The following is a 12368-nucleotide window of genomic DNA, read 5'->3' on the forward strand; positions in this document are numbered from 1 at the left end:
CTATAGAAAAGAATTCGATGATTCTGTTTGCGATGAAAGACTTTACGTGGCTTAACTACCAGTCGAGCAAGCGTTTCTCCCCTTCCAATGCTTTTATATCGGAAATTTCCTGCGACACTTCAATCACTCCTTTATAATTACCAGATTGATCTCTTACCGCAAAGTACTGTATGAGAATAAACTCTCCCTTCATTTTTATCCAGAAAGAAGCCTGGTCTTTTTCGCCCGACCTGAACGATTCCACAATTTTTTCCACCACATGCACACTTTCCGGCGGATGGCAATTTTTAACTTCGCGCCCGATGATTGCAACCGTTCGCGGGAAAATTCTTTTTGGAGGAGTAGAAAAGTATTGAACCTTGTCGTGTTCGTCAACATAAGTAATATCAACGGGGAGATGATTGAAAATCAGTTTAATTTGTTCTGCTTTTAAAATTCCGGTTCCAAGATTTATAAATCCATCAGCAACACTAACTTGTTCTTCCTCGGAAATATTTCGGGGTTGGATATATGGATAGCCAATTTCAAAGCCTAAACGATTCATCGCTTGTAATTCTTCTTCGTCAATAGTAGAATGAATCACAGGAAACAAGATATGTTCTTCCCTGAATTTGATGGCCATCATACTAAAAAAGATATCGCCCACGCACCGATTAAATTGTTTTATTTCAATTGATCCATTTTCAAGTTGGGCGATCACAAACTTTATATTAGCTCTGATATCATCATGGATAGACCACATAATCTGCAGGCAACGGTAATCGGGCCAGGCTTTTTCAATGGCCGGAAAGAGTACGTTTTCTTTAATTGTGTAATGTTTTACAAAAACCTCCAACTGTCTGAACTTATTGAGCAACTCCGTTTGAAAAGCATCATTCTCCGGATCTTTTACAAAGGCTTTAAATACCGGTCTTATTTCATCCAACACCAGCACCATTTCCCGGTTATTTTGTTCCAACACCGCTAAAAATGAATCGGCAGGAGATTCTATTCTTGGGTAAGTTTCAATGGGAATATGAAATATATTCAAAAGTTTACTGGCAAGCTTTTTTAGGTCCTCAACCGGGTATCCTTCTTTTACCAGGCTATCGAATAGGGCAATAAAATCACTGGGAATAACCGATGGTATAAAATCTTTATTGGTGATAACAAAGGAATGTGCATTTCCGGTATCGAGGATAAGTCTTGAAACTTCTTTTAATTTTATAAGCCTTTCCTCGTTGGTTTTTGTGAATTCCGACATAAAACTTCCTATTTAACAAAAAACACCCAGTATTCTTCCTCCGACTTCTTGTTAAGCCAGTGGCTGTAGTTCATGCTTAGTGATTTATCCAGCAACGGAGCCGGAATAAAAGGCGCTATTACTTTCAGTATTTCACTTTCTTTCAATTTTTTAATAGCTGACATTACTTCATGAACCGGTTGTTCTCCTGCATTCAACATCTCCCGGATATCAATTGTTTCCACGATACTGCTCTCGTTGAACCATTCCGGTTTTTTAGTTTTATAATGTACACTTTCATCGCCAACCGTATCAACATTGCTCTGGCCAACCTCACCTCTCAGTTTATTGATCAGCTCTTCCACTTTCAATCCACCAATAGTTGCTGCCTGGCTTAAAGTTGTAATTTTGGTAATGGTTCTTCGTAACACCGGATTCCGAAGCTTTTTAAAAGGAGGTGCCGCACTAATCAGAATATCTTCAAGCTGTGGATAGGCTTCCAGCAGATCAAATATTTTCGTTTTGGGTGTGATAATCAGTTTTTCCATCGCTTATTCTTTTTCGTCAGTATAAGATAAAATCCTTCGTTCGCCTTCCAAACTGCGGTTTTCGGAAAGGTCCTGCGAAACTTCCAGTGTTCCAAGATAGTTGCCATTTTCATCACGCAACGCGAAATATTCGATTTTAATGAATTTGCCTTTCATTTGTATCCAGAACGGTGCGTGTGAAGCTTTTCCCGACTTAAAATCTTCCAGTATCTTTTCAACAATATGAGTACTTCCCGGGGGGTGGCACAAACGCACATCGCGGTTTATAATGGAGCGACTGCGGGCAAAAATCCGTTCTTTTCCCTGGGTAAAATATTTCACTTTGTCGTTTTTGTCAACAAAAGTCATGTCGAAGGGAACTGAGTTCAAAATTGCTTTTATTTCCTCGGCAGAAAAACTCCCTGATGGCAACTGAATATTTCCGTCAGAAGTAATGTTACTTTCAGCTGCTTCTTCGGTAAGTCCCTCCGGCTTCCATTCAACATTTGGATCATACAGCGAAAAACCATATTCCAGTGTTTGTTTGTGAATATTCCACCAATCTTCGGTAGTAAGCACATCCATGGCCATGGGGAACAAAATCTCTTCCTCCTTTTTAATCATATCAACCAAACCCTGAACAGTGACATAAAACAACAATTCAAGCGAATCAAAAAGATCTTCCTGTTTCAGTCCGGGTGTTTTCAGAATAGTTATACAGGCTTTCAGTTGATCACGAATTTCATCGTGTTTGCCCCACATTACTTTTGGCGGCCCGGTGATTTCATTTTTTTCGAGATAAGGAAAAACCAGATACTCTTTTCGCTGGTAATGTTTGTCAACATCCATTAACTGGTTAAACAGACTTTCCAACTTCAGCACATAGGTTTTAAATTCACCTTCGCTTACACGTGGCAGCTCATAGAGCTGCTGTTTGGCCTGTTCTGCCACTTTTCGCAGCTCAACATTCTCTTGCTGAAATACATCAACCGGATGTCCCTCAGGAATGGCTTTAGCCCCCGACAAATCAACATTTCCCTCCAGCACTGAGCCATGAACATCGCAGAGTTTTAATACTTCCTCTTCCGGCAAACCTTCCTGCATCAGTTCCTGTTCCACTTCAACTACTTCGCCGTAAGGAATATTTTTCAAAGATTCCACCAGTTCTTTCCGAACACTATCAGCCGATTCTCCCTTATGCAGTTTTAAAATCAAATGCTTTAGTTGTTCCTTTCTGTACTTCGAATTGTTAATTAGTTCACTCATAGCTTATTTCTCAAATTTTATAATTTGTACGGGGCAATTCTCAGCTGCTTCTTTAATTTCCTGTTCGTATAAGGTGTAATCAAGCCCCGGCACTACAATCATTTTATCGAATACTTTAAATACCCGCGGTGCAAAAAGATGACACATTTTACAGGCAATACAGGTGTTTATGCTGTCGTCTCGCCAAACTCTTTTAATCGTCACTTAAACATTCTTTTAGTACGGCATCTACGTGAATTTTTGTAGTATTCAGGAAAGGCATTTCCATATACGAATCTTCTGTAAACATCAGCGGGAATTCGGTGCAGCCAAGAATAACCGCTTCAATTTGCTGCTCATTCTTCATTTTCGAAAGTATTTCGAGGAAAGCATTTTTGGTATCGTCTTTAAAAATCCCCAGCTCAATTTCGTTAAAAACCTTTTGATTTATGTATTCAATCTGTTTCGGGTTGGGAACTACAATTTCAATATCGTACCCTTGAAATACCTTCCGGTAGAAATCATTTTTCATGGTGAACTGCGTACCGATCAATCCACATTTTTTTATGCCCAACGACAGTGCTTCACGGGCACAGGCCTCAACAATGCTAATTAGCGGGATACTTACCTGTTGCTGAATCTCGGCGAATAAAAGATGGGGCGTATTTGCACTTAAAACGGAGAAATCAACACCGGCTTTTTCCAGGCTTTTTACCCGTTCAACAATGTAATTAATTGCCTTTTCTTTTTGATTATTGCCCAGGTAGCCCACAAATTTCCACATATCAACACTGTAGATTACTACTTCCGGGTAAACATTTCCTCCCGTTTTATTTTTCAAGTTAAAGAAATTGATAATCTCCTTATAGTAATCAATAGTGGCTTCAGGTCCCAGGCCCCCAATAATTCCAATTTTTTTCATTCTTCCTGTTATTCTTTTTCAATTGAACGGTTTAAAACGGCTTCTCCCTTTCGTATTTTTTCCGATAGCGACTGAATAGTTTCTTCCTGAACAATCTCGAAAAATTTATCGCGCACTTCTTTATATTGTTCGTGTAACGGACACGGATTATCATTGTTACATGATTTTAGTCCGAAAACACATCGATGAAAACAGGCATCCCCTTCCATTACATGAATCACCTGGTATAGCGTCAATTCCTTTTGTTCACCGTTAAAAAAGAATCCACCGCCACGGCCTTTTGCCGAATCAAGTAATCGATGGCGGGTAAGCATTTGCAAGATCTTTGCTGAAAACGCAGAAGGTGCCTCTATTTCTTTTGCAATCTCTATAACCCCCGGTCGTTTTCCCTCCCAGTTTCGGAGCTGAACGAAAACCAATGCGCGTATCGCATATTCTGTACTTTTAGCCAACATAAGCTTAGTTTTTCGAAATTATTTCTTTCTCCAAAGCTAATGCTTTCAAAAATAGAATGTTGTTTTCTAAATGAATATGTCGGTGTAAATCCTGCTCAAAATCGTTTAATGTTTGATAGGTAATACGATAAGTATTGCACCCATCGGGCGGACAGGTATAGTTTGATGTTAATGCGGCTATTTCAAAAAAGCGCTCGCCTTCGGCCTGGTGTTCATCTAACATGGTTTGAATAGGTGCATCAATTCCTCCTAATTCAGACGTGGCCGGATTACCTTCGTTTTTCGATTCTACCAATTTGCGGATATAAGGAAACAAAACCAACTCTTCTTTTTTCATGTGCGTAGTGAGGTTACCGGCAGCCGTTTCAAATAATTCGCGCACCTTATAAAGCTCCGGATGATTTTCGCCATGAACATTACAAAGCTTATTGAGTTTCTCCTGCAGAAAAGGAATATTATCGTTGACATAGGAATGATGCCTTTTTTCAATATAATCACACAGCTCATTCAGTTCCATCGAATCAATATATTTTGAATCCGGATCGTTTGCCTGCACTACTGTTTCCAATTCCGGCAACAAAGTAGCAATATCTACATTTGCTTTTTCACAGGCTTTTTCAAGACTTATACCACCTCCACAACAAAAATCGATGTGGTTTCGGTCAAATACCTGAGCGGTTTTATAATTCTCTTTTACAATCTCTCCTACTGTTAAATTTTTTCTGATTTCCATAGCTATTATATTTTTTGACAAATATAGAAACATTTTATCAAGGGACTACAGGGTCCTTTTATGATTTTATTATACATTTGCAGTACTAAACTTTAAAATCATTATTTATGAATTCTAAAAAACTCTGGATCGGTTTTATCCTCGTAATGGTAATTTCGTTTGGAATACTTGGTTATTTTGGCCGGGAAATCTACCGACAAGCACCTCCCATTCCTGAAAAAGTAGTACTGCCTGATGGTACAGTTTTATTCACCTCGGCCGATATTAAAGACGGCCAAAACGTCTGGCAATCAATGGGTGGACAGGAAGTTGGAACCATATGGGGGCACGGCGCCTACAAAGCCCCCGACTGGACAGCCGACTGGTTGCATAAAGAAGCCCTTTTTATTTTAGACACCTGGTCGTTGGCCGAATTTTCTCAATCGTATGATGACCTGCAGGACGAAAAACAGGCGCTTCTTCAAAAACGCCTTCAAAACGAACTGCGGAAAAACACATACGACAAAGCTTCGCAAAGTCTCGTAGTTTCAAAAGTTCGTGCCGAAGCCATTAAAAGTAACAGTGCCCATTATTCCGGTTTATTTATGAATGATCCTGATTTGGCGCATCTAAGGGAAGCATACGCTATTCCGGCCAACTCGATTAAGGACGAAGACCGAATGGACAAAATGAATGCGTTTTTCTTTTGGGCCAGCTGGGCAACGGTTACCGAACGCCCCGGAAAAGATATTACTTTCACCAATAACTGGCCTCCTGAAAAACTGGTTGGTAACGAGCCAACAGGCTCATTGCTATTATGGACTGGATTCAGTGTAATTATTTTGCTTTTTGGCGTTGGACTACTCGGCTGGTATTATGCTACCAATCGCGAAGAAGATACAAATCCGGATATTCCGAAGGTAAATCCTTTATCGGGAACCCAACTTACTCCGTCGATGAAAGCCACTTTAAAGTATTTCTGGGTGGTAACCGCACTTATATTGGTACAAATATTTATGGGAGTCGTAACGGCACATTATGGAGTGGAAGGACTAGGCTTTTATGGCCTGCCACTGGCGGATTTTCTCCCCTATTCTATTTCAAGAACCTGGCACATACAGCTGGCCATTTTCTGGATAGCAACTTCGTGGCTGGCTACCGGACTATTTATAGCACCGGCCATCTCAGGTAAAGAACCAAAATTTCAGCGCTTTGGCGTAAACTTTTTATTTATCGCCTTGCTGATCATTGTTGTTGGCTCTTTAGCCGGCCAATGGATGGGCGTAATGCAAAAGCTGGGACTTGTTGAAAATTTCTGGTTTGGACACCAGGGCTACGAATATGTTGATTTAGGAAGGTTCTGGCAGATTTTCCTACTGGTAGGTTTGGTATTGTGGTTATTTTTAATGGGGCGTGCCATTTGGCCGGCATTACAAGCAAAAAATGAGAACAGGCATTTGCTTACCATGTTCCTGATTTCATCTATAGCTATTGCTGCTTTTTATGCTGCCGGTTTAATGTGGGGACGGCAAACTCACCTTGCAATTGCCGAATACTGGCGGTGGTGGGTCGTTCACCTTTGGGTTGAAGGATTTTTTGAAGTTTTTGCAACTGTGGCAATCGCCTTTCTTTTTGTGCGAATGCAGCTGATTCAAACAAAAATTGCAACGTCAAGTGTGCTGTTTTCTACCATCATTTTCCTATCCGGAGGTATAATAGGTACCTTCCACCACTTGTACTTTACAGGTACACCAACGGCCGTTCTTGCACTGGGAGCAACGTTTAGTGCTTTGGAGGTAGTTCCTCTGGTACTAATGGGTTTTGAAGCCTATCACAACATACGGATGAGCCGTGCTAAAGAATGGGTTGCCGCTTACAAATGGCCGATATACTTTTTTGTTTCCGTGGCATTCTGGAATTTCCTCGGTGCCGGAATCTTTGGATTCTTAATTAATCCACCAATTGCACTGTATTACATGCAAGGATTAAATACTACTCCGGTTCATGGTCACACAGCGTTATTTGGGGTTTATGGTATGTTGGGAATCGGACTGATGCTGTTTGTTTTACGTGATATGGACTTAAATGCGGTTTGGAAAGGAAAAACAATACGCAATGCATTTTGGATGATGAATATAGGCTTGTTGCTAATGGTAGTTCTTAGCGTATTGCCGGTAGGTTTGGCGCAGACTGTTGCCAGCGTAAAACATGGTTTATGGTATGCCCGCTCTGCCGAATTTCTGGAAAGTCCAACTTTAGAAACGATTCGTTGGCTACGTGCAATTGGCGATACAATTTTTGCGATTGGAGCTCTGTATTTGGGCTGGTTCGTTTTCGGTTTGAAAACTGGCTGGTCGGTTAAAAAGTAATCTAAAGCTAAGCTGAGATAATCGATTATTTCAGCTTAGTTCCTCACAAATTGTAATCCATAACAGTGTAAATTGCTAGCTACTTTTCATCCCAGATGTTTTCAATACAGTAATCTTATGCAGCTCTTCAATTCTTTGATTTAAATCCTTCTGTACACTATATATTGAAAAAGGACTATACTGATTATGATTTAGAAACAAATTCTTCAACCTTTTTATTACTAATTCCAAATCGGCCAAATAATATTCTGGCATTCTATCTTGGAGAACATTTCTATCTTTTTTCCTTACTTGAAGATTTCCCATATCACTATCTTGAAGACAGGATTCATCTGTATTTAAATATTGGATTCGTTTCCTGTTTAATCGATAATATAAATCAATGAAGAAGTCCAGGTTATAATTAACACCTACTAGATCTTGAATTAGAGGAAATATTTCTTTTTTCACCAATGCCTTTGTCCCAAAAGCGGCATTAGGCATGACCATATCATTGTCTATAAATGGATTGGATGGATAAGTTTCTACGATATCACAAGCTGATCTATTTATTAGCTGTAACATCTTTCCAATAAACTCTTTACTGATGTTTTCTACACTGGCATCTATGAGAACTAAGATTTCACTTGTTGAATGAATAATACCTTCAACAATAGCACTTCCAGTTCCAATTTTATTTTTAAAAGTCAAATGAATAAAATCATAATATCCAGAAAGGGTATCTAATAGGTTATTCGTATTGTCATCAGAACTATCATTTAAAATAATAACTTCCTGTTCAGGCATTATTTTACAGCAGGTCGCAACGATATTCACAATATTTTTTTCATTATTATGAGTATAAATGACTATGCTCGATTTTAAATTATTTATTTTATGTGAAATAATCATATAAATTGAAGAATTAAGTAACTTTAATCTCTAGGATTGAGAACAATTCTCGTTTTAAGTTTTTGTTTCAAGATATTCTCGAATCTTACTCAATTTTGCGTCCCATTTATTCAGATATAATTCCTGTAAAGATTTACATAAAAGATCCTGGTTATTGTACAGTTCTGTTTGGAGAAACCATTTTTGTCTAGTGTACTCCCCCCTATTTCCAATTCCCTCCTGCTCGTTGTCAAATATGTCGTTAATAACTTGATAAATGATTTTTACATATAGTTTCTCTTTTGATCGAAAATAATAATGCACTGCAGCAGGCAACACTTTTGCCTCTTTTGCGATATACCTTATTCTTGTTCCGTGATACCCGAACAATAGAAATTGATTGTAGGCTGCATTAAAAATCTTTATCTCAGTTTCAAACCGTATATCATTTCCTTGATTAGCCATTTTTAGTAGATTTCTAATTTTATCTTTTATTTCGGGTTAAAAATAAATGATCTCAATTTCAATATCTTTCTGACCTTCAACAACAAAAGACGCTTTTTCATAATTAGGCTTGTTTAAGGGTCCAATCTTTTCAAAGTTGGAAAAGCCAATCCCCTCTTTAGGCAAAATCACACCTTTTTTAATTTTTTGATTTTCGTCTTCGTCGTGTAAGACATTAACAGCATACTTCCCGGCCGACAGGTTTTTGAATGTAAATTTTGAAGAATGGTTTGCAATTTCAGCAGACTGCAGTCGATAAAAATTTTTATAATGCTCGTCGGGCAAAGATCCATCAGTATTGTACAAAGCAAACATTACAAAACCTTTGTTATTTCGTAACCCAGTAACATTTACTGTCAGCGAACACGTATCGCCTTTTATTTGAAAAGTATCAACTACATGCCATCCTATGTGCAAGAATAAAATCAATAAAAAAGTTTTCATTTTAGTTTTCGTGTAACAATTTTTTCTTTCATTGCATCAACAACATAATACACCATTGGAACCAAAAACACGGTAAGAATTAGCGACGACATCAGTCCGCCGATAATCACCCAGGCCAGGCCGTTTTTCCATTCGCTCGCCGTACCCTGTGCCATAGCAATGGGTAACATACCAATTGCCATAGAAAGAGTTGTCATTAAAATCGGGCGCAACCGTTCTTTTCCGGCAATTACCAGCGCCTCCTTAAAATATTTCCCCTGGGCTTTAAGTTGGTTGGTAAAATCAACAATCAGGATGGCATTTTTTGTTACCAATCCCATCAGCATAATTAGTCCGAGTAAAGCAAATAAAGTGATATCCTTTGCCGATAAATTAAGTGCCAGAAAGGCTCCAATTGCAGCTACCGGAATTCCAAACAAAGCCACAAACGGATAGATGTAGCTGTCGTACAAAGCCACCATAATCAAATATATAAGAACGAAGGAAATAAGTAATACTCCGCTAAGAGCTCCAAAACTTTCGTTCTGTCGTTTAATGTCAGAGCCCCAGGTTAACTGAATATTTTCAGGCAACGGATTTTTATCGAGATGAGCCAGCACATCGTCGGCAAGTGTTCCCGAAGGACGGCCAAAGGATTCGGCGGTTAATGTAACTGACGGCTGGCGATCGAGTCGCTCAAGCATCGAAGGTGACTGATCCTGATAAACCGTCGCAAATTGCGAAACTTCAACCGGCTGATTCATCAGATTAATAAGCATTATATTTTGTACATCTTCATAATTCTGCCGGTTCAAATCATCTAGCCAAATACGTACCGGATACTCGGTGCCGTCTTCGGTAAGCATGGCATCTTCATTTCCTGTAAAAGCTGTTCGTAAATTTTGCCCTACATATGCAGTATTTAAGCCCAAACGCTGCATTTTATCTTTATCGGGCCGTACTTGGTACTCCGGATTTCCATCAACAACCGAAAGCTGTACATTGTCGGCTCCCGGAATTTGTTTGATAACAGCCTGCAATTCTTCCGAGTTTTTTCGCACATCGGCCAGTTTTGCACCGCTAAGAGTAATTTGTATGGGTGCTGATTTTGGAATCAAACCTAGCACCGCCATTGAAAAATTAATACCTGCATATTCGGCTTCCAACTCGCGGCGTAGCTGTTTCATAAAAGCCTCGGTTTTTATGCCTCGCTCATCTTCTGGTTTTAACTGAATAGTAAACTCCGATTTGTTAGCCTCTCCAATTCCCAAACTGCCAATTCCGGAGCTGGGGCCGGCAATGTTACTAAACAGCATATCAACCTCGTTGTGTTGAAGGATAAAATTCTCGACCTGCTGAGAAACAATATTATTTTGCTGAACGGTAGTCGTTTTATCGAATTCGAGGTTTAAACGAAATTTCCCTTGATCGCCGGTAGCCATCATTTCTTTACCGATGATCCCCTGTTTCATCATTCCGGCGGTAAAAACCATTAGCAGCACAACCAATACTGTAAAAATTAGTTTATGGTTAAGTACCCAAACCAACTGCGTTTCGTACCAATTGCTAAAGTTTTCGAGCTGTTTTTCGAACCACAGCAAAAAGCGGTTAAAAATGTTTGTAGGCTGCAAATCATCTTTTTTACCAATGCGTGAAGCCAACCATGGTGTTAAAGTAAATCCCACCAGTAAACTGGTAAGTGTTGATGTTACCACTACCACCGAAAACTGTTTCAGCATATCTGAAATAAAAACCTGCAAAAATAAAATTGGTAGGAAAACCACCACATCAACCAGGGTTATCGAAACGGCCGAGAATCCAATTTCCATACGTCCATCCATTGATGCCGAACGTTTATCTTTTCCCATATCGAGGTGGCGCTGAATATTTTCAAGAACCACGGTAGCATCATCAACCAGAATCCCAATAATCAGCGACATGGCCAGCAACGTCATCAGATTGAGCGTATAGTTAAGTAGCCACATAATGGCAAATGCCGTTACCAGCGATGTAGGAATAGCCACAAGTACAATTAACGAATTGCGATAGCTGCGCAAGAAAAGTAGCATCACCACCGAGACCAGAATTACCGCCAAAATTAAATCGTGTACCACCGAGTTGACAGCTGCAATGGTATTGTCGGTTGAATCGTCGGCAATAATAAATTCTACACCGGAACTGATATTTTTCGTTTCAATTTCATGCAGCTTTTCGCGAACTAATTTCGAAACTTCAACGGCGTTGGCATCGCCTTGTTTTTTTAGCAGCAAGCCGATTCCGTTTTTTCCGTTGTAGCGGCTCACCGAAGTTATTTCTTTAACGCCATCGATCACTGTGGCTAAATCTTTCACGTAAACCGGGCTTCCGGGAACCGGCATGGCAACCTGCACATTCATTAATTCGCTTACCGTTGAAAATTTTCCCATCAACCGTACCGGGGTATTTTCTTTGGCTGACTGAACTTTCCCGGCTGGCAAATTAAGTCCTGAATGATTTATAGCTTCGACTACCTGTGTAAGCGAAAGCTTGTAAAGTTTTAGTTTATTCTGATCCACTTTTACTTGAATCTCACGCTCTTCGCCACCCAACAAAGTTATTTCGGCCACCCCCTGAAGTTGCTGAATCTGTGGAAGAAAGTCGTCCTGCATTTTCTGATAAAACTGCGTAGCAGGCAAATTACTAGTGGCATTAATCGACATTATCGGTAAATCGTTGGGCGATACCTTACTCATCGATGGGCTTTCAATATCATCCGGAAGATCTTGAATAATATTGTCGATATAACGCTGTGCATCCTGCATGGCATTGTCGATATCAGTGCCGTATTTTAGGTTGGCAATAATAACCGACGCATTTGACATTGATTTTGTTTCGAGGTAATCCACACCTTCTAAATTCGAAAGAGCATCCTCTATTTCGCGTGAAACAGAAGTCTCAACTTCCTGTGGTTCGGCACCAGGATACATCGTTTTTATTACTACCACGGGTTGATTAAAATCGGGGAGCAATTCGTAGCTCAGATTTTTATATCCAACTATTCCGAGAAGTGTAAACACGCTAAAAAGAACAATAATGAGTGACGGTCGTTTTATCGATATTTCAGTAATATTCATAGTGTG

Annotated in this window: 12 protein-coding genes; 1 reads left to right on the forward strand and 11 read right to left on the reverse strand. The window is 39.6% G+C overall.

The window, feature by feature from the left end:
- Positions 1 to 55: 55 nt before the first annotated feature.
- From LH29_RS10610 to ric, 7 genes are read right to left on the reverse strand one after another with little or no spacing between them, the layout of a single operon-like run.
- Positions 56 to 1243 carry a DUF438 domain-containing protein gene (locus LH29_RS10610; RefSeq protein WP_045029433.1) on the reverse strand — a complete coding sequence of 396 codons (1188 nt, stop codon included), beginning with the start codon at positions 1241 to 1243 and terminating at the stop codon, positions 56 to 58.
- Positions 1244 to 1251: 8 nt separating this feature from the next.
- Positions 1252 to 1770 (reverse strand): DUF1858 domain-containing protein, encoded by a 519-nt coding sequence (locus LH29_RS10615; RefSeq protein WP_045029434.1) that lies wholly within the window; start codon positions 1768 to 1770, stop codon positions 1252 to 1254.
- Between the two features lie 3 nt (positions 1771 to 1773).
- Positions 1774 to 3015 carry a DUF438 domain-containing protein gene (locus tag LH29_RS10620; RefSeq protein ID WP_045029435.1) on the reverse strand — a complete coding sequence of 414 codons (1242 nt, stop codon included), beginning with the start codon at positions 3013 to 3015 and terminating at the stop codon, positions 1774 to 1776.
- Positions 3016 to 3018: 3 nt separating this feature from the next.
- Positions 3019 to 3219: a ferredoxin gene (locus LH29_RS24300; protein WP_045029437.1), complete on the reverse strand. Its 201-nt coding sequence runs from the start codon at positions 3217 to 3219 to the stop codon at positions 3019 to 3021.
- Positions 3209 to 3916: an aspartate/glutamate racemase family protein gene (locus LH29_RS10630; protein ID WP_045029439.1), complete on the reverse strand. Its 708-nt coding sequence runs from the start codon at positions 3914 to 3916 to the stop codon at positions 3209 to 3211. Before LH29_RS10630 ends, LH29_RS24300 begins: the two co-directional genes overlap by 11 nt.
- Positions 3917 to 3924: 8 nt before the next feature.
- A complete protein-coding gene (locus tag LH29_RS10635) occupies positions 3925 to 4371 on the reverse strand; it encodes an RrF2 family transcriptional regulator (protein WP_045029441.1) in 447 nt (148 codons plus the stop codon).
- A 4-nt stretch (positions 4372 to 4375) separates the two neighbouring features.
- Positions 4376 to 5104, reverse strand: coding sequence for an iron-sulfur cluster repair di-iron protein (gene ric, locus LH29_RS10640; RefSeq protein WP_045029443.1), 729 nt, complete (start codon positions 5102 to 5104; stop codon positions 4376 to 4378).
- 107 nt (positions 5105 to 5211) lie between these two features.
- On the opposite strand from ric, the gene LH29_RS10645 reads away from it, so the two are divergent.
- Positions 5212 to 7452, forward strand: a complete 2241-nt coding sequence (locus LH29_RS10645; protein ID WP_045029445.1) for a nitric-oxide reductase large subunit — start codon at positions 5212 to 5214, stop codon at positions 7450 to 7452.
- Positions 7453 to 7527: 75 nt separating this feature from the next.
- Here the strand turns inward: LH29_RS10645 and LH29_RS10650 are convergent, their stop codons facing one another.
- The 4 genes from LH29_RS10650 to LH29_RS10665 are packed head-to-tail and all read right to left on the reverse strand — an operon-like array spanning position 7528 to position 12362.
- Positions 7528 to 8343, reverse strand: a complete 816-nt coding sequence (locus LH29_RS10650) for a glycosyltransferase (protein WP_082063582.1) — start codon at positions 8341 to 8343, stop codon at positions 7528 to 7530.
- A gap of 54 nt (positions 8344 to 8397) precedes the next feature.
- Positions 8398 to 8787, reverse strand: a complete 390-nt coding sequence (locus tag LH29_RS23800; protein ID WP_052670786.1) for a TetR/AcrR family transcriptional regulator — start codon at positions 8785 to 8787, stop codon at positions 8398 to 8400.
- 36 nt (positions 8788 to 8823) lie between these two features.
- The gene (locus LH29_RS10660; RefSeq protein WP_082063586.1) at positions 8824 to 9270 is read right to left on the reverse strand and encodes a DUF2141 domain-containing protein; all 447 of its coding nucleotides are present in this window, start codon (positions 9268 to 9270) and stop codon (positions 8824 to 8826) included.
- The gene (locus LH29_RS10665; RefSeq protein WP_045029450.1) at positions 9267 to 12362 is read right to left on the reverse strand and encodes an efflux RND transporter permease subunit; all 3096 of its coding nucleotides are present in this window, start codon (positions 12360 to 12362) and stop codon (positions 9267 to 9269) included. Before LH29_RS10665 ends, LH29_RS10660 begins: the two co-directional genes overlap by 4 nt.
- Between the last annotated feature and the right edge of the window lie 6 nt (positions 12363 to 12368).

Origin of the sequence: Draconibacterium sediminis, assembly GCF_000949475.1 — a bacterium.
In the GTDB taxonomy this organism is placed as follows: Bacteria; Bacteroidota; Bacteroidia; order Bacteroidales; family Prolixibacteraceae; genus Draconibacterium; species Draconibacterium sediminis.

What these genes read in the sequence shown, in the direction of transcription:
- LH29_RS10660 (WP_082063586.1), bottom strand. Translation starts at nt 9,270, where the DNA reads ATGAAAACTTTTTTATTGATTTTATTCTTGCACATAGGATGGCATGTA.
- ric (WP_045029443.1), bottom strand. Translation starts at nt 5,104, where the DNA reads ATGGAAATCAGAAAAAATTTAACAGTAGGAGAGATTGTAAAAGAGAAT.
- LH29_RS10630 (WP_045029439.1), bottom strand. Translation starts at nt 3,916, where the DNA reads ATGAAAAAAATTGGAATTATTGGGGGCCTGGGACCTGAAGCCACTATT.
- LH29_RS10610 (WP_045029433.1), bottom strand. Translation starts at nt 1,243, where the DNA reads ATGTCGGAATTCACAAAAACCAACGAGGAAAGGCTTATAAAATTAAAA.
- LH29_RS10615 (WP_045029434.1), bottom strand. Translation starts at nt 1,770, where the DNA reads ATGGAAAAACTGATTATCACACCCAAAACGAAAATATTTGATCTGCTG.
- LH29_RS10620 (WP_045029435.1), bottom strand. Translation starts at nt 3,015, where the DNA reads ATGAGTGAACTAATTAACAATTCGAAGTACAGAAAGGAACAACTAAAG.
- LH29_RS23800 (WP_052670786.1), bottom strand. Translation starts at nt 8,787, where the DNA reads ATGGCTAATCAAGGAAATGATATACGGTTTGAAACTGAGATAAAGATT.
- LH29_RS10635 (WP_045029441.1), bottom strand. Translation starts at nt 4,371, where the DNA reads ATGTTGGCTAAAAGTACAGAATATGCGATACGCGCATTGGTTTTCGTT.
- LH29_RS10650 (WP_082063582.1), bottom strand. Translation starts at nt 8,343, where the DNA reads ATGATTATTTCACATAAAATAAATAATTTAAAATCGAGCATAGTCATT.
- LH29_RS10665 (WP_045029450.1), bottom strand. Translation starts at nt 12,362, where the DNA reads ATGAATATTACTGAAATATCGATAAAACGACCGTCACTCATTATTGTT.
- LH29_RS10645 (WP_045029445.1), top strand. Translation starts at nt 5,212, where the DNA reads ATGAATTCTAAAAAACTCTGGATCGGTTTTATCCTCGTAATGGTAATT.